13 protein-coding genes are annotated in these 16686 nt (G+C 65.2%); 10 read left to right on the top strand and 3 right to left on the bottom strand.

The annotated features are described in order from the left end of the window. The first annotated feature begins 46 nt into the window (after positions 1-46). Entirely contained in the window at positions 47-832 is a 786-nt protein-coding gene (locus tag YUU_RS0133760) for a tetratricopeptide repeat protein (RefSeq protein WP_245288173.1), read from the top strand. A gap of 318 nt (positions 833-1150) precedes the next feature. Here YUU_RS0133760 and YUU_RS0133755 read toward each other — a convergent pair whose 3' ends face one another. Beyond that, a complete protein-coding gene (locus YUU_RS0133755) occupies positions 1151-3943 on the bottom strand; it encodes a UPF0182 family protein (protein ID WP_027526314.1) in 2793 nt (930 codons plus the stop codon). A gap of 241 nt (positions 3944-4184) precedes the next feature. On the opposite strand from YUU_RS0133755, the gene YUU_RS0133750 reads away from it, so the two are divergent. Together YUU_RS0133750 and YUU_RS0133745 are read left to right on the top strand one after the other, a co-directional pair. Continuing rightward, positions 4185-7916 carry a lipopolysaccharide assembly protein LapB gene (locus tag YUU_RS0133750; protein ID WP_035664127.1) on the top strand — a complete coding sequence of 1244 codons (3732 nt, stop codon included), beginning with the start codon at positions 4185-4187 and terminating at the stop codon, positions 7914-7916. A gap of 100 nt (positions 7917-8016) precedes the next feature. Continuing rightward, positions 8017-8253: a hypothetical protein gene (locus tag YUU_RS0133745; RefSeq protein WP_027526312.1), complete on the top strand. Its 237-nt coding sequence runs from the start codon at positions 8017-8019 to the stop codon at positions 8251-8253. 127 nt (positions 8254-8380) lie between these two features. Here the strand turns inward: YUU_RS0133745 and fliP are convergent, their stop codons facing one another. Both fliP and YUU_RS0133735 read right to left on the bottom strand, forming a co-directional pair. Then, positions 8381-9136 carry a flagellar type III secretion system pore protein FliP gene (gene fliP / locus YUU_RS0133740; RefSeq protein WP_027526311.1) on the bottom strand — a complete coding sequence of 252 codons (756 nt, stop codon included), beginning with the start codon at positions 9134-9136 and terminating at the stop codon, positions 8381-8383. Further along, positions 9133-10080 carry a flagellar biosynthetic protein FliO gene (locus tag YUU_RS0133735; protein WP_027526310.1) on the bottom strand — a complete coding sequence of 316 codons (948 nt, stop codon included), beginning with the start codon at positions 10078-10080 and terminating at the stop codon, positions 9133-9135. The genes fliP and YUU_RS0133735 overlap by 4 nt, the downstream gene beginning before the upstream one ends. Positions 10081-10429: 349 nt before the next feature. Between YUU_RS0133735 and flgB the strand changes: the two genes are divergently transcribed. The 7 genes from flgB to cckA all read left to right on the top strand — a co-directional run bounded on the left by flgB (position 10430) and on the right by cckA (position 16643). Further along, positions 10430-10834: a flagellar basal body rod protein FlgB gene (gene flgB / locus YUU_RS0133730; protein ID WP_027526309.1), complete on the top strand. Its 405-nt coding sequence runs from the start codon at positions 10430-10432 to the stop codon at positions 10832-10834. A gap of 18 nt (positions 10835-10852) precedes the next feature. Continuing rightward, entirely contained in the window at positions 10853-11278 is a 426-nt protein-coding gene (gene flgC, locus YUU_RS0133725) for a flagellar basal body rod protein FlgC (RefSeq protein WP_027526308.1), read from the top strand. A gap of 17 nt (positions 11279-11295) precedes the next feature. Further along, a complete protein-coding gene (gene fliE, locus YUU_RS0133720) occupies positions 11296-11604 on the top strand; it encodes a flagellar hook-basal body complex protein FliE (RefSeq protein ID WP_027526307.1) in 309 nt (102 codons plus the stop codon). A 156-nt stretch (positions 11605-11760) separates the two neighbouring features. Next, positions 11761-12024, top strand: a complete 264-nt coding sequence (gene fliQ / locus YUU_RS0133715) for a flagellar biosynthesis protein FliQ (RefSeq protein ID WP_007612284.1) — start codon at positions 11761-11763, stop codon at positions 12022-12024. 17 nt (positions 12025-12041) lie between these two features. Further along, positions 12042-12812 carry a flagellar biosynthetic protein FliR gene (fliR, locus tag YUU_RS0133710; RefSeq protein ID WP_027526306.1) on the top strand — a complete coding sequence of 257 codons (771 nt, stop codon included), beginning with the start codon at positions 12042-12044 and terminating at the stop codon, positions 12810-12812. A gap of 10 nt (positions 12813-12822) precedes the next feature. Then, a complete protein-coding gene (flhB, locus tag YUU_RS0133705) occupies positions 12823-13902 on the top strand; it encodes a flagellar biosynthesis protein FlhB (RefSeq protein ID WP_027526305.1) in 1080 nt (359 codons plus the stop codon). 155 nt (positions 13903-14057) lie between these two features. Beyond that, positions 14058-16643, top strand: coding sequence for a cell cycle histidine kinase CckA (gene cckA, locus YUU_RS0133700; RefSeq protein WP_027526304.1), 2586 nt, complete (start codon positions 14058-14060; stop codon positions 16641-16643). Positions 16644-16686: the final 43 nt, after the last annotated feature.

Here is a 16686-nt window from a genome sequence, read left to right as displayed (position 1 = left end):
CGGCGTGGCGTCCGGTCTCATCCTGCTATTGCTCGAGCTGCCGGCGGTGGCGCAGGCGCCGAAGCAGGAAGGGGGTTATCTCAAGACGATCGAGCTGTGCAACAGCGTCGGGCGCGCCTCGCTCGAAGCGCGAATTGATGGTTGCACCGCGTTCATCGACGCGCACCCAGGCGCGACGAAGGCCTTGGCCATCGCCTACAACAATCGCGGCAACGCCTATGCTGAAACGAGAGACTATGACCGCGCCATCCACGATTTCAATCAATCGATCGAACTCAATCCGGGCTATACCAAGGCCTTCAACAACCGCGGTGTGGCCCAACTGATGAAAGGCGAATACGACCTCGCGATCGCGTCATTGGATGAGGCCATCAAGCTCAATCCCAACTACGGCGAGGCCTTCGCGAACCGTGCAGAGGCCAACCTGCGAAAGAACGCGTACGATCGTGCGGCGCAAGATTACGACGAGGCCATTCGCTTGCGACCAGATATGGCTGGCGCGTGGAGCGGACGCTGTTGGGCCCGCACAATGCAGGGCGCTCTACAGGCTGCGCTCGAAGACTGTAACAAGGCGCTGCAATCGGGCTCAGGCAATGCGGCAACGTACGATTCACGTGCTCTGGTCCTTCTGAAGATGGGCCAGCTCGCCGCCTCCATCGATGACTACAACTCGGTGCTGCGGCTCGAGCCGAAGCTTGCGAGCGCGCTTTATGGGCGCGGGCTCGCCCGGCTCAAACAAGGCGACAAGGCTGGCGGTGACGCCGATATCGTGGCGGCACAGACAATTCAGCCCAGGATCGGCGACGATTTCGTGCGCTACGGGCTGCGGTAGTTGCTGAGGCCTGCATTCGCAAACATGGACTGCGACTGTCGAGGTATCAAAATCCGGTATTCAGGCGGGTTCGGTGGTGCTTAGATTTCACCTACGTCATGACGTGACGGGCGCTGGCTTACGGACTCCGCCCGCCGCTTTGGAATAGCAATGCCCTTGAGGCCCGCCTCCAACTCTTGAAGCCTTCCGTTCTTCCCCACACTCGGGGGCGGGCCTTTGTCTTTCAGCAGGCCGTGGGTCGCGAACCATGACCCGAACATACGGAAGTCATCGTCCGGTTCAGTTCAGGCGAATGGCGGACTTCACTGGGCCTGGTCCTCACGGACCGCCCGGTTGCCGGCGGATGTCTTCCAGCAGGCGGCGCATCGCCTCGATCTGTTTGCCGAAGCCTGCCCAATCGCCGGATTTCAACCGCTCCATTGCTTGATCGTAGTGCGCGAGCGCCTCCTGCGCTCGTGCCGCCGTTGCTCCTTCACTGGGCAACTCCGCGGTCCCACCCGGCGCTGTCGTTGCGGGCCCGCCGTTCGCGAAGAGCGCCGACAAAGCTTCCTCAAGCGTTTCCTTCATGACGACGTGCTCGCCATAGGCGGCAATCACCCGTTTCAGTTCCGGCAAATGCCCTTGCTCGGCCCGCAGATAGAGTGGCGACACGTAGAGGATTGAATTCTCGATTGGGATCACGAGCAGGTTTCCCCTGATTACCCGCGATCCCATCTGGTTCCATAGCGAGATCTGCTGGGAGATCTCCGTGTTCTGATGAATGCGCGCCTCGATCTGGAACGGTCCGTAGACCAGCTTCTCCTTGGGAAATTCGTACACGATCAGCTTGCCATAGCCGGGCTCGTCGCAGCGCGCAGCCAGCCATGCGATCATGTTGTCGCGGCGGCTCGGTACCATCGGGATCATCAGAAAGAACTCGGCTTGCGCTTCGCCGGGCAGGCGCATGATGATGTAGTAGGGCGCCATCGCCGTCGTGCCGTCCATCGAAGAGATGCCGTCGCCGGCCGGCTGGCGCGGGAATTGCCAGAGGTCCTCGCGGTTGTAGAAAACATCGGCAGATTCCATGTGATAGGTTTGGAAAAGCCGAGCCTGGATGAGGAAGAGGTCCTCGGGATAGCGAATGTGCCTTTGCAGATCGGGAGGCATCGCCGTGAACGGCTTGAAGAGAGCCGGGAAAATTCGACGATAGGTCGCGGCGATCGGATCCGCCTGGTCCATCAGATAGAAGTCGACAGTGCCGTTATAGGCATCGATGATTACCTTCACTGAATTTCTGATGTAGTTGAGATTGAGGCCGGACGCGCGCTGCGCATAGGGAAAATATTCGCTGGTCGTGTAGGCGTCCTGAATCCAGAACATCCGGCCCTCGCTGACGACGAGGTAGGGATCGCGATCCAGAACCAGGAACGGGGCGATCGTGCCGACTCGCTCCTGGATCTTGCGCCGGATCATGATCCGGCTGCCGTTGCCGATGTAGTCAGAAAGAAACAGGTTCACGTCATTGAAATAGTGAGCGAAGATCAGTCGCCGCACCATGCTCGACAGCGGGACGCCGCCGGCGCCGTCATAGGACGCGTAGACGTTGTCCTTTCCCTTGGGATAATCGAACTCCGGCACGGTCGCCTTGACGATGACGTAGTCCTCGGTCTGCTGCCCGTAGTAGATGCGCGGCTCGCGAATGTCGGGACCTCCGTGAGCAACCGGAGGAACATCGTGCAGGTAGAGGAGCGGAAGCCCTTCGCTGCTCTTCTGGGTGACCGGGCTCAGCACCGCACCATTGCCATGGGTGAACAGGATGTGGCGGTTGACCCAGGTCTGCGCGTTGGGCGGCAGCAACTCGGAATTCAGCTCGCGGGCCGAGAGGATCACGCTCTGGTAGGTGCCGCCGAGCCAGTAGCGGTCGACATCGAGGTTGCGCAGCTTGTAGTAGGTGCGGATCTCCTGCAATTGCGCGTAAGTGTCGGCCAATGGTTGCCAGTCCCACAGCCTTATATTCTCGATCGTGGCCTTGTTGGCCTCGAGCGTGCTGAAGGTCAGCGTCTGTTCCGCAGGGAACGGCTTCGGTGAGATCCGATTGAGATTGTAGGCCTCCCGGGTCAGCGTGATGTTGCGTTCGATATAGGGACGCTCCCAGTCCAGCTCGTTTGGCCTGACGTAGAAGCGCTGAAAGACTGCCGGGATGATGCCCGATAGCAGGAATGCGGCGCTGAAGAGCAGCGCAATCGCGGCGGTGGGGAGGCGGTAGGTGCGCACCCACAGGTTCGCCCATGCGGCCAAGGCGGCGACGATCGACAGCGCGATCAGGATCCAAAGCACCGGCAATTCGACGTTGACGTCGGTATAGCCTGCGCCGACCACCACGCCGTTGTCGCCGAACAGCAGGTGGTAGCGGTCGAGCCCGTAGGACCACGCCTTCACGGCGAAGAAAAGCCCAAGCAGTGCCGAACCGTGGGAGATCGCCGCCGGCGACATTCGCTGAGCCCGGTCCTCGATGTCGCCATGCACCCAATAGACAAACCCGGCAAACAGCGCGCTCATGACGAGCGTCAGCATTGCCCAGTTCTTGACGGCGACAAAGGCGGGCAGGGAGAAGAGGTAGAAACCGATGTCCTTGCCGTACAAGGGATCGTTGCTGCCGTACGGCACTTGATAGATGAACCGGAGCAGCGTGCTCCAGTTGCCGACCTCGCCCCAGGCGACAAGCAAGGCGACGAGGCAGCTACTGGCGGCGATCACGCCACGCCACGGCAGTCGCTCGCGCAGGAATTCAAGCGGATCGGGCTGAGCCGCAGCGGCTCCAACTGTTGGGACAAAGGCCGCTGGCAACCGGGTTCGCCGTCCGGCGAGACCAAGAGCAATCCGCGCGTTCACCCACAATACGGTGGCAGTCGCTGCGAAAACGACGAGGAAGCCAGCAGTTTTGGCGCCGATCGTGATCCAGAAGACCTGCCTGTAGCCGATCGAGGCGAACCACATCCAGTCGACCAGGACGTCGCTTACGAGAGCGAGCAGGATCAGACCAATGACGATGGCGATGGCCGCGATAATGAACCCTGCCGCAGCACTGCGCCGCGGCGCCTTCTGGCCGGGTCCGGCGATCCCGATCGTCATGTCCGCACTATAGCAGAACGGCAGCCGGGGCGGCGCTCCGTGGACGTGCGACCGATGGCGCTACTTCCCACCGCCGGGGGCCCTCGACTGGCCGTTTCGGGAACGCTGGTGCGGCGCAGCGAGCGCCGGTCAAATCAATCCGACAGCATTAACAAGTCCTTAATTGGCGAAACCTTACAGTCGAGGGCACAGGCCGGCCCCATTGCCGGCATGAATCGTCGGACCGGATGAAATGCCGCCAATGGCGCGACAGGCTGCCGCTGGATTTTGGTCGCGAGCCCGCGCCTTGGTGTTGACCTCGGCGCCGGGCGTGCAGCGTCATGTCCGCGTGCTGTCCGTACTGGCCGCCTGCCTATTGGTGGGCCTGGCCTTGCCCGCGCGCGCCGAGCCGGTGCGGGGCGAGGCGACCTTCTCGGCCGGCGGCGGTTTTGCGCGCCTCGTCATCAAGCTCGGCGAGGACGTTTCGTCCGAGGTGACGACCGCGGGATCGATCCTGATCATCCGCTTCGAGCGACCGGTCGATGTACCGGTCGACCGCATCCCGGAGGGTGCCCCCGACTACGTCAACTCCGCTCGCCGCGATCCCGACGGCGGGGCGATCCGGCTGTCGCTCGCGCGCCGCGTCACCGTCAACACCATGAATGCCGGCGAGCGGACCTTCGTCGACCTTCTGCCCGAGGGCTGGAAGGGCGCGCCGCCGAGCCTGCCGATGGACGTGGTGAAGGAACTCTCCGATCGTGCGCGCGCCGCGGAGCGCGCGCTGCGCGCCCAGCGCGTGGCCGCCGAGACCAAGAAGCGCCCGCCGATCCGCGTCCGCGCCTCGGTGCAGCCGACCTTCGTGCGCTTCGTCTTCGAGATGCCCGACGGCGTCGGCGTCTCCTCGGTGCTCAACGAGCAGAAGCTGACGCTCGCCTTCAACGCCAATCTCAACTTCGATCTCGCCGACGCGGTCGTGGCGGCGCCCCCGAACGTGGCCTCGATCAAGCAGAAGGCGGACATCGACCAGACCAATGTCGAGATCGCGCTGATCGGCGAGGCCGACGTGCACTCTTTCCGCGACGACAAGAACTATGTCGTCGACGTCGCCTTCCAGCCGGACAAGAACAAGGCCGCGACGACGGCCGAGCAGGTCCTGGCGCCAGCAAAGCCGGCCGCGACGCAGGGACCGCACGCGGCGGTGGAGAAGAAGGAGATGCCGCGCGAGATCGCGCCGCCGACCTCCGAGACCATCGCGCGCGAGGCCAAGATCGAGGTGAAGCCTGAGGTCGCGGGCGCGGCGCCGGCTGCCGAGGCGCCGAAGCCCGCGCCGGTGCTGGCCGCGCCCGAGCCTGTCACGGCTCAAGCTGCGCATTCGGCCGAGGCGCCGAAACCTGCGCCGGCGGCTGCAGAGGCCGCAGCGCCGGCTGCTGCGCCAAAACCGTTAGCACCGATGGCCGCCGAAGCGCCGAAGGAGCCGGTCAAGGACGCGCCGAAGGACATGGCGAAAGCCGCACCAGTCGAGGCGCCGGCTCCGGCCGTCGCGCAAGACACCGCGCCGAGCGTCGATGCCCGCCGCGACAGCGACGGCCTGCGCGTGACGTTCCCGCTCTCGGTCGCAACGCCCGCCGCCGCATTCCGGCGCGGCGACACCGTCTGGCTGGTGTTCGACACCCAGAAAGCCATCGACGTCGAGCCGATCCGCGCCAAGGGCGGCGCGATGATCGGCGAGGTCAGCCGCACGCCGCTCGACAAGGGCCAGGCCATCCGCATCCGCCTCAATCGGCCGCTGGTCTATTCGCTGTCGAGTGAGGAGAACGGCAAGGAGACCAACTGGCTCCTGACGCTCGCCGACAAGATCCAGGCAACGCCGCTGCCGCTAATGATGATGCGCAACATCACTGACCCGGCGCTCGCCAATATCGCTATCCCCTTCGCCAATCCGGGCATGCTGCACAAGCTGACCGATCCCGACGCCGGCGACACGCTCTACGTCGTCACCGCGCCGCGGCCGGTCCGCGGCTTCATCAAGCGGCAGGACCTGGTCGATCTCTCGCTGCTCGAATCCGCGCACGGCATCGCCATTCGTCCGAACTCCGACGAGGTCGGCGTCGAGGTCGGCTCCGACAAGGTGATCCTGGGCAAGAAGGGCGGGCTGACGCTGTCGCCGGTCGACGTCTCCGCCGAGCGCGCGCCGACCGCGGTGCGGCCGGTCTTCAACATCGAGGAATGGCGCAAGGGACAGTCCGAGCTGTTCATGAACCGCCAGAGCGCGCTGGTCGCCGCGATCGCGGCGGTCGAGCCGGCGCAGCGCTCGATCCCGCGGCTTGACCTCGCGCATTTCTACATGTCGCGCGGCATGTATCACGAAGCCAAGGCGATGACCGACGTCATGCTGGCCGATCCCCTCAACAAGGAGGAGTCCTCGGCGCTGATCATGCACGCGATCGCGAGCATCCTCATTGGCCGGCCTGGGCAGGGGCTGAAGGATCTCGCCAATCCCGTGATCGGCAACAGTCACGACTCGCAGCTCTGGAAGGCGCTCGCCTATGCGCGGCAAGGGAAGTGGGCCGATGCGCGCGAAAAGTTCAAGAACGTCGAGTTCGCCATCGCCTCGCTGCCGCTCGACGTCCAGCGCATCGTGACGATGGATGCGATGCGGGCCTCGCTCGAGGTGAAGGATTATGCCGGCGCCTCCAAGCGGCGCAGCGAGCTCGAGGTCGTCGGCGTGCCGCCGGACATGGCGCCGTCCTTCGCGGTGCTGCGCGGCAGGCTCGCCGAAGCGCTCGGCCACGACAAGGACGCGCTCGACGACTACAAGTTCGCTGTCGGCTCGGACGACCGGCCGGCCGCCGCCGAAGCCAAGCAGCTCGAGGTCGCGCTGCGGCAGAAGCGCGACGAGATCACCAAGGATGACGCGCTGCGTGAGCTCGAGACGCTGGCGATGACCTGGCGCGGCGACGCCATCGAGGTGAAGACGCTGCAGTTGCTGGCGCGGATGTATGCCGACATGGGCCGCTACCGGGATGCGCTCGCCGCGGCCCGTACCGCGACGATACTCCAACCGAATGCGGACGCCTCGCGCCAGGCGCAGGACCTTGCGCAGGAGCTGTTCTCGCAGATCTTCTTGAGCTCCAAGGGCGACGATCTTCCGCCGATCGAGGCGCTCGGGATGTTCTACGAGTTCCGCGAGCTGACGCCGATCGGCCGGCGCGGCGACGAGCTGATCCGCAAGCTCGCCGATCGCCTGGCGTCCATCGACCTGCTCGACCAGGCCGCCGAGCTCCTGCAATACCAGGTCGACCACCGCCTCGAAGGGGCGGCGCGCGCGCAGGTCGCGGCCCGCCTCGCCATGGTCTATCTCGCCAACCGCAAGCCCGACATGGCCATCTCGGCGCTGCGGGCGAGCCGCATCAGCGATCTGTCCGGCGAATTGCGCCAGCAGCGCCTGCTGCTGGAGGCGCGCGCGCAGAGCGACGTCGGCCGCCACGACCTCGCGCTCGACATCGTCTCCAACGTCGCGGGCCGCGAGGCGATCCGCCTGCGCTCCGACATCTTCTGGGCGGCGCGGCGCTGGCGCGAATCCGCCGAGCAGATCGAGCTCTACTACGGCGAGCGTTTTCGCGACTTCAAGCCGCTCAACGCGGTCGAGAAGAGCGACGTGATCCGCGCCGCCGTCGGCTACGCGCTCGCCGACGATGCGATCGGGCTGTCGCGCTTCCGCGAGAAATACGCGCCGTTGATGAGCGAGAGCTCCGACCGGCTCGCCTTCGACATCGCAAGCAAGCCGGCGGCCGCCTCCAGCGCCGAATTCGCGGAGATTGCCAAGCTCGCGGCCAGCGTCGACACGCTCGACGGCTTCCTGCGCGAGATGAAGCAGCGCTTCCCCGACGCCACCGCCCGCGCGCCCATGCCGCCGCAGGCCAAGGACGAGACCGAGCACACCGGCTCGCTGCCCGCGATCCCGCCCGTGAGGCAGATCAAGATGACCCGCTAGGTCCTCCTACCTTCGGCCTCTCGACAGCCGCCCTCTGACGCGGCAATTTCCCGTTCAAGGCGCGGTCTCGACACGCGCCGATGCCGGGAGAAGCGTGGACATGAGCAAGCCCGTCAAGACCGAAGCCGAACTGATCGCCATGGCGAAAGCCGAATTGAAGGTCCATGCCGATTGTTCGGACGGCATGAAGATCATCGTTCTCCGCGATGGCGACAGCTGGGAGTTCCGCGACGAGTCCGACCAGGCCACCATCGACAAGCCCGGCTACCCCGAATGCGTCGCCATGCTCGTGCAGATCGGCGATCACCTCAGCAAGCAATATGACGTGAAGGGGTAGGGTGGGCAGCCGCAGCGCCGGCCGGCAATTGTTGTCGCAAGCTGCCGCCACATCCTCCGCAATGACGGGGAGGGGCCTGAGGTTCTCGACGAAAGCAGGAGACGTTTGCCCCGTGGCCGTCCGCCCGCTACCCCCCGTAACTCTGCACCAGGCTTCCCGCCACCAGCGACCAGCCGTCGACCAGCACGAAGAAGATCAACTTGAACGGCAGCGACACCACCGCTGGCGGCAGCATCATCATGCCCATCGACATCAGGACGGAGGCGACGACGAGATCGATAATCAGGAAGGGGAGGAACAGGAGGAAGCCGATCTCGAAGGCGCGCTTCAGCTCGGAGATCATGAACGAGGGGATGAGGATGCGGAGCGCGAGCTCGTCGGGGGTTGCCGGCGGCGGCTCGCCGGAGAGGTCCATGAAGAGTTTCAGATCCTTCTCGCGCACGTTCTTCTGCATGAAGCCACGCAGGGGGACTGAGGCAAGCTGGAGCGCGTCCTCGACGCCGATCTGGTTGGCGACCAGCGGCTTGATGCCCTCGTCATAGGATTTCTGCAGGACCGGTCCCATCACGAAGAAGGTGAGGAACATCGCGAGCGCGATGATCACGGAGTTCGGCGGCGCGGTCGCGGTGCCCATGGCGGTGCGAAGCAGCGACAGCACGACCACGATGCGCGTGAACGACGTCATCATGACCAGGATCGACGGCGCGATCGACAGCACCGTGAGCAGCGCGATGAGCTGGATCGCGCGCTCGGTGACGCCGCCGCCCCCCTGGCCGCCGAGATTGATGCTGATGTCCTGCGCATGCGCAGGCGCCGCCAGGAGAGCGGCGCCGATCAGGACAGGAAGGAAAAAAACTCTACGCGGGAAAGCCGAGTGCCTCACGAAGATGGCTTCGGGCGGCCGAGCAGGGAGGCCATCTCGTCTTCGAGATTTTCAAAGCTCGTCTTTGCGGGTGCGGCCGGGGCAGGCGCCTCGTTGCGTGACGGGCGCACCGCGGGTGCGGGCGGCTCGGGCGCAACGGGAGGCGCGACCGTCTCGCCGGCGGGCCGGCGCAGGGCGGCCTCGAGCCGCTGCGCCATCTCGGCGAGATTCTGCTCGGCGCTCGAGGGCACGGCCGGCGAGGGAGGCGCCGGCGGGGCGGGAGGCGCCGGGGGAGGCGGTGGCGGCGCGGCGGCGCGCACCGGCGGGACCTTGGGCGGCTCGCTCTGGCGCGGCGGGCGCGGCATCATCGGCTCGCCGCGCGGGACACGCGGCGGCATCGGCTCGGGCCTGACCTGTGGCTCGCGCTCGGGGCGCGGCGTGACCGGCTCGGCGGTGAAGCCGGCGAACGGATCACTGCGACGCTCGGCGAGCGCAGGCGCAGGCGCAGGCCGGCGCACTTCGTCGGCGAAGGAGGGACGCGCAGGCCGCGGCGACGGCTCGGGCATCTGCGGCTCGGGTTGGTCGAGAAGCTCGGGGCGCGGCGAAGGCTCATCCCAAGCGGCGGGTTCCGGCAATGGAGCGAGGCGCGGCGGCGGCTCGGCGTTCCCGGCCCGTTGCGGCAACTGATCGCGGCTCGGGGCTGCACGCACGATGTTGGGCTCGACGACGATGTCGGTCGGGCCGCCGATCATCAGGAGATGTTCGACATTGTCGCGCCGGACCAGCACCAGGCGGCGACGGCCATCGACGGCGGCGGCATCGATCACGGCAAGCCGGGGCATCCGGCCGCGCTGGGTGTTGGCGCCCAGCCGGTTCGTCGCGAATCGGCGAACCAGCCACGCGGCCAGGCCGATCAGCGCCAGAACGACGATGAACGCTAAGATAAAGGTCAAAGGGCCTTGCATGCTTGTCCCCGGCAAATGGCGCTTGTCTCATGCGGCCAATGGTCGAAATCCATCCCGACCACAAGCCCGCGACGCCCCAGAAGTTCGATCCCTTAACACCTCACGGCAAGTTCTGCCGTCCCCAGTTCTTAATAACCCATGAATCGCCCGATCCAAAACGACTTCTTGGGGATTGTTCCGGAGCCAAGCGATTGGGTTAACGAGCGTTTTGGAAGCGTAGAATCACGGGGCGAAACCTTGGCGTCTCAAGGAGGGATATCTGCCGCCAACCTCTTAACCAGCCATTAACCATACACGCGGCAAATTCTGCCTAGCTCCGGGCCTGATCCGGGGCAAGGAGCCGCAAGCCATGTCCATCAACGACCTTCCGGTGCTCTCGGCGCTTCGCACCAAGATGCAGTGGCACCAGGAACGCCAGCGCGTCCTGTCCGAGAACGTCTCCAATTCCGACACGCCCAACTTCCGGCCGCGCGACCTGGTCGAGCCCAAGTTCGACAAGGCCGGCGCGGTCACCGGCTCCATGGGGCCGCTCGCGATGGCCCGCACCAGCGCCTCGCACATGACGCCGTCGGGCGCGCCGTCGAGCTTCGACCAGAACAAGAATGCGGGCTTCGAGACACGTCCTGCGGGCAATGCCGTCAATCTCGAGGAGGAAATGATGAAGTCCGCCTCGAACCAGATGGATTACGCGGCCGCGACCTCGCTCTACTCCAAAAGCCTGCACCTTCTGAAGACCGCGATCGGTAAAGGTTAGAGCTAGCGGAAGCGCATCATGGCGAATGACAGCAGCGACTTTGCCCGCTCGATGGCGATTGCGACCTCCGGCCTGCGCGCGCAGGCCGGGCGCATGCGGGTGATCTCGGAGAACATCGCGAACGCGGACTCCACTGCTCAGACCGCCGGCGGCGATCCCTACCGGCGCAAGGTGCCGACCTTCTCCTCCGCGCTCGACCGCACGCTGGACGCGCAAGTCGTCACCCTCGGCAAGATCAAGCCCGACCAGTCCAACTTCCGCGTCAAATACGAGCCGAACAATCCAGCCGCCGACGCGAGCGGCAACGTCAAATATCCGAACGTGAACTCGGTGGTCGAAATGACCGACATGCGCGACGCGCAGCGGTCCTATGAAGCCAATCTCAACATCATCAGTGCAACGCGCCGGATGATCCAGCGCACGCTCGACATCCTCAAGGCCTGAACAGGAGGCTCAAAGCCATGGCTTCACCGACGATTGCCGCGAACGCCTACGCCAACCTCGCGCGCGTGCTGGAGAACAGCGCCGCAGGCAAGGGATCGGAGACGAATGGCCCGTCCTTCGCCGCGCTGCTCAAGGACTCCATCGGCAGCGTCATGGACTCCGGCCGCAAGTCCGATGCGCAGACCGTGGCCATGGCGAGCGGCAAGGCCAACGTCATGGATGTGGTGACGGCGGTGGCCGAAACCGATGTCGCCGTCTCGACCCTGGTGTCGGTTCGCGACCGGGTGATCCAGTCCTATGAAGACATCATGAAGATGGCGATCTGAGTTTCTCACACTCGTCATTGCGAGCGCAGCCAAGCAATCCAGAATCTTTCCGCGGATGCCTCTCTGGATTGCTTCGCTGCGCTCGCAATGACGGGAGAGGGCGTGGCTCCCTCGCGACAGCGGTGGGAAGGCGAGTGTTGAATAGAGGATTTTGCAATGACCGGACCTGAAACGCTTGACGTGGCGCGGGATGCGATCTGGACGATCGTGATCGTGTCGTCGCCGCTGATGGTGGTGGGGCTCGTGGTTGGTGTCGTGGTGTCGCTATTCCAGGCGCTCACGCAGATCCAGGAGCAGACCCTGATCTACGTGCCGAAAATCCTCGCGATCTTCGCGACCATGCTGCTGGCGCTGCCGTTCATGGCCGACGCGCTCCACTCCCACATGCTGCGGATATCGTCGCGAATCATCGGCGGCTGAGGCACAATGCGTGTGTCATGCGCATCGACATCTCGCTGCTGCCGGCGCTCGCCGCAGCCTTCATGCTCGCCTTCGCCCGGGTCGGCGCGATGGTGATGCTGCTGCCGGGGCTGGGCGAGACCAACATTCCAACGCGCATCAAGCTGTCGATCGCGCTGCTGCTCACCCTGATCATCCTGCCGCTGCATCGCAACGCCTATCATGTCGACATGGGCTCGATCTCCTCGCTCCTGGTGCTGATGCTGCATGAGATCGCGATCGGCATCGTGCTGGGCGCGACCGCGCGCGTGACGCTTGCCGCCCTCCAGGTCGCCGGCGCCGTGATCGCGCAGCAGATGGGACTCGGCTTCGTCACCTCGGTCGATCCGACGCAGGGCCAGCAGGGCGTGCTGGTCGGCAACTTCCTGACCATGCTGGGCGTGACGCTGCTGTTCGCGACCGACAGCCATCATCTCGTGATCGCCGCGCTCAACGACAGCTATGCGATCTTCGCGCCGGGCGAGACGATGGCAAGCGGCGATGTCGCTTCGCTGGCGACGCGCGCCTTCGCCGCCGCCTTCCGCCTGGGCTTGCAGCTCTCCGGACCGTTCCTGGTGTTCGGCCTCGTCTTCAATATCGGGCTTGGCGTGCTGGCGCGGCTGATGCCGCAGATGCAGGTCTATTTCGTCGGCGTGCCGCTCTCGATCTTCGCCGGCTTTTTGGTGCTCGCCGTGGTGCTCGCGGCGATGATGGGTACCTTCCTCGACTATTTCATCGGTGTGATGCACCAGATGATGCCACTCAAGTAATGGGTGATCGATGGCTGAAGACAACGATCCCGAGAGTCAAACAGAAGATCCGACGCAAAAACGTCTCGAGGAGGCGCTCGAGCGCGGCGACGTCGCCAAGAGCCAGGAGATCAACACCTGGTTCATGATCGCGGGCGGCACGCTCGTGGTCTCGACCTTCTCGGGCTCGGTCGGCAGCGGGCTGGTGACGCCGATGCGCAACCTGCTCGCCAATTCCTGGATGATCAAGACCGACGGCGGGAACCTGCTCGCGCTGATGCAGCAGATCGAAGTCGCGGTGGTCGCCGCGGTCGGCGTGCCATTGCTGATGCTGGTGCTGGCGGCCATCGCCGGCAACATGCTCCAGCACCGCCTGGTGTGGTCTGCCGAATCCCTGAAGCCCAAATTCAGCAAGCTCTCGCCCGCCGCCGGCATGAAGCGCATTTTCGGCAAGCAGGCGGCGGCGAACTTCCTCAAAGGCATCGGCAAGCTGATCGTGCTCGGCGCGGTCATGACCATGATCCTGTGGCCGGAGCGGCACCGCATGGAGGCGATGGTCAAGCTCGACCCGGTCGCCATGCTGGGCGCCACCACCAACATGACCATCCATCTGCTCGGCGCAGTGGTCGCGGCGCTCGCGATCATCGCGATCGCCGACTATTTCTTCCAGTATCGCAGCTGGTTCCAGCGCCAAAAGATGTCGCTCCAGGAGATCAAGGAGGAGTTCAAGCAGTCCGAAGGCGACCCGCACATCAAGGGCAAGATCAGGCAGCTCCGGCAGCAGCGTGCCAAGAAGCGCATGATGGCGGCGGTTCCGAAGGCCTCCGTGATCATCACCAACCCGACCCACTATTCGGTGGCGCTCTCCTACGAACGCGGCATGCAGGCGCCGATCTGCGTCGCCAAGGGCGTCGACAATCTCGCCTTCAAGATCAGGGAGGTCGCCCGCAAGCACGACATTCCGATCGTCGAGAACGTGCCGCTGGCGCGCGCGCTCTATGCCACAGTCGAGATCGACCAGGAAATCCCGGTCGAGCACTACCATGCTGTTGCCGAGGTCATCGGCTACGTCATGCGGCTGAAGCGCGGATTCGGCGCCGGACGGCAATAAGGCACCCGAAAAGTACCGGAAATGGCCGTAAACTGGGAATCAGCGTACGTTTCGCCCTTGCCGCCCTTGCGCCTGCGGGTCCGATTCAGGCAGGGAGGGCCCGTTGCGCGCGGTTCGCGCATTCTTTTCCTGCCGACAGGCTGCGCTGACCTGGGATGACCGCCGAAACCGACCACAACGTGTCACGCGAGCCTGTTGCGGTGCATGAGCCGCCGCAGCGCTCGGGCAGCATCGCGCTGGTGTTCCTGGTGGCGGCGACGCTCGTGGCAGTCGCCGTCGGGCTGATGACGCTCGGCCGGACGCAGGCGCAGCCCTATATCCTCGGCATCCTCGCCGTGCTGGCGATGGTCGGTCTGTTCAACCTGTTCGCCTTTGCGGCCGGCATCGTTCGTTTCGCCGACCGCAATCTCGACGATCCCATCATTGCTCGCATTTCCGATCATGCCTTCGACGGGCTCGCGGTAACCGATCCGCGCGGCCATGTCGTCTATTCCAATGCGGCCTATCTGACCATGACCGGCGCTTCCGGCCCGCAGGACGTGCGGCCCGTCGAGCGCGTCTTCATCGGCAACCCTGATGTGTCGGAGGCCGTGTTCCGCCTGCTGAAGGCCGCGCGCGAAGGCAAGCGGCAGCAGGAAGAGGTGCGGATCTCCGGCCATGACGGCAGCCAGGGGCGCTGGCTGCGCATGCGGGTGCGTCCGCTCGGCACGGGCAAGCGCGAGGCCAGATATGCGGTATGGTCGATCGCCGATATTACCCGCGACCGCGAGCGCCAGGAGGACGTGTTCCAGGAGCTCCAGCACGCGATCGAATATCTCGATCACGCGCCGTGCGGCTTCTTCTCCGTCAATCCGGCCGGCGAGCTCGCTTACGTCAACGCGACGCTCGCCAACTGGCTCGACTATGATCTCGCCGAGATCGGCTCGGGCGGCCTCAAGCTCACCGACATCGTCTCCGGTGATGGCGCCTCGCTGCTGACCTCGATCGTGGCGGTGCCGGGTGAGGTGAAGACGGAAGTCTTCGACATCGACCTGCGCATGCGAACCGGCAAGACCATGCCGGTGCGGCTCTACCACAAGCTGGCCTTCGGAGCCGACGGCACGCCGGGCCCGTCGCGTACCCTCGTGATCAGCCGCGCCCGCGACGAGCGCAGCGATCCCGACCGCGCCGCCGAGGTGCGCTTCATGCGCTTCTTCGACCACACGCCGATGGCGATCGCCACCGTCGATCGCGGCGGCAACGTCGTGCGGGCGAACGCGCGTTACGCCAAGCTGGCGCAGGGCCTTGGCCTCGACAGCGCCGGCAGGTCGATCTTCCGCGCGATCAATTCGCGCGATCGGAACCTGCTGATCGCGGCGATCAACCAGGCCGCCGAAGGGAAGGGCGACATCGCGCCGGTCGAGGTTGCGCTGGAGGGAACGAAGGAGCGCTGGGGACAGTTCTTCGTCACGCCGGTCGACGAGGGCGAGAACGACGCCGAGGCCGCGATTGTGCACATGCTCGAGACCACCGAGCGGCGTGCGCTGGAGAACCAGATCAACCAGTCGCAGAAGATGGAGACGGTCGGCCAACTCGCCGGCGGCATCGCCCACGACTTCAACAACGTGCTGTCCGCCATCATGATGGCGAACGACTTCCTGCTCAACGCGCACAAGCCGACCGATCCGTCGTTCCAGGACATCATGCAGATCAAGCAGAACGCGACGCGGGCTGCGACCCTGGTGCGGCAGCTGCTGGCGTTCTCGCGCCGGCAGACGCTGCGGCCGCAGGTGCTCGATCTCGGCGATGCGCTCTCCGATCTCACCATGCTGCTCCGCCGGCTGATCGGCGAGAAGGTGAAGCTCGATCTCGTCCACGGCCGCGACCTCTGGCCGGTCAAGGTCGACGTCTCCCAGTTCGAGCAGGTCATCGTCAATCTCGCCGTCAACGCGCGCGATGCGATGCCCGACGGCGGCAAGCTGATCATCCGCACCGCCAACGTCGCCACGGACGAAGCGGGCAAGCTCGCCTATAAGGGCATGCCGGCGGCGGACTATGTGCGGATCGAGGTCGCCGACACCGGCACCGGCATCCCCGCCGACATCCGCGACAAGATCTTTGAGCCGTTCTTCTCGACCAAGGAGGTCGGCAAGGGCACGGGCCTCGGGCTGTCCACCGTCTACGGCATCGTCAAGCAGACCGGCGGCTTCATCTACGTCGATTCCGAGCCGGGCAAAGGTACCTCGTTCCACATCTTCCTGCCGCGGCACCATGCCGAACCCGAAGCGCAGGTCGAGACGCCGGTGACCGGCACGGCCGCGGTCGCCGCGACCGACGGCGCGGCCAAAGAAGCGCCCGCGGCCGAAGCCAAGCCGCGCACCGACCTCACGGGGCAGGGCACCATCCTGCTCGTCGAGGACGAGGAGGGCCTGCGCGCACTCAACGCGCGCGGCCTGCGCTCACGCGGCTACACCGTGGTCGAGGCCGAGAACGGCGTCGAGGCCATGGAGGTGCTGGACGAGCAGAGCGGAGCGATCGATCTCGTCGTCTCCGACGTCGTGATGCCGGAGATGGATGGTCCGACGCTTCTGAAGGCGATGCGGGAGAAGAACCCCGACATCAAGTTCATCTTCGTCTCCGGCTACGCCGAGGACGCCTTCGAGAAGAGCCTGCCCGAAGGCCAGCAGTTCGACTTCCTGCCAAAACCGTTCACGCTGAGCCAGCTCGTCGCCGCCGTGAAGGAGACGATGAAGGCGGGGTGAGGTTCTGTTTACCCAATCTCCCGTCATTGCGAGCCACCGGGTC

It is taken from the genome of Bradyrhizobium sp. Ec3.3 (genome assembly GCF_000472925.1).
In the GTDB taxonomy this organism is placed as follows: Bacteria; Pseudomonadota; Alphaproteobacteria; order Rhizobiales; family Xanthobacteraceae; genus Bradyrhizobium.
This window is presented reverse-complemented; position numbering and strand designations above follow the sequence as displayed.

What these genes read in the sequence shown, in the direction of transcription:
- YUU_RS0133755 (WP_027526314.1), bottom strand. Translation starts at nt 3,943, where the DNA reads ATGACGATCGGGATCGCCGGACCCGGCCAGAAGGCGCCGCGGCGCAGT.
- YUU_RS0133750 (WP_035664127.1), top strand. Translation starts at nt 4,185, where the DNA reads ATGGCGCGACAGGCTGCCGCTGGATTTTGGTCGCGAGCCCGCGCCTTG.
- YUU_RS0133745 (WP_027526312.1), top strand. Translation starts at nt 8,017, where the DNA reads ATGAGCAAGCCCGTCAAGACCGAAGCCGAACTGATCGCCATGGCGAAA.
- YUU_RS0133735 (WP_027526310.1), bottom strand. Translation starts at nt 10,080, where the DNA reads ATGCAAGGCCCTTTGACCTTTATCTTAGCGTTCATCGTCGTTCTGGCG.
- flgB (WP_027526309.1), top strand. Translation starts at nt 10,430, where the DNA reads ATGTCCATCAACGACCTTCCGGTGCTCTCGGCGCTTCGCACCAAGATG.
- flgC (WP_027526308.1), top strand. Translation starts at nt 10,853, where the DNA reads ATGGCGAATGACAGCAGCGACTTTGCCCGCTCGATGGCGATTGCGACC.
- fliE (WP_027526307.1), top strand. Translation starts at nt 11,296, where the DNA reads ATGGCTTCACCGACGATTGCCGCGAACGCCTACGCCAACCTCGCGCGC.
- fliQ (WP_007612284.1), top strand. Translation starts at nt 11,761, where the DNA reads ATGACCGGACCTGAAACGCTTGACGTGGCGCGGGATGCGATCTGGACG.
- fliR (WP_027526306.1), top strand. Translation starts at nt 12,042, where the DNA reads ATGCGCATCGACATCTCGCTGCTGCCGGCGCTCGCCGCAGCCTTCATG.
- flhB (WP_027526305.1), top strand. Translation starts at nt 12,823, where the DNA reads ATGGCTGAAGACAACGATCCCGAGAGTCAAACAGAAGATCCGACGCAA.
- cckA (WP_027526304.1), top strand. Translation starts at nt 14,058, where the DNA reads ATGACCGCCGAAACCGACCACAACGTGTCACGCGAGCCTGTTGCGGTG.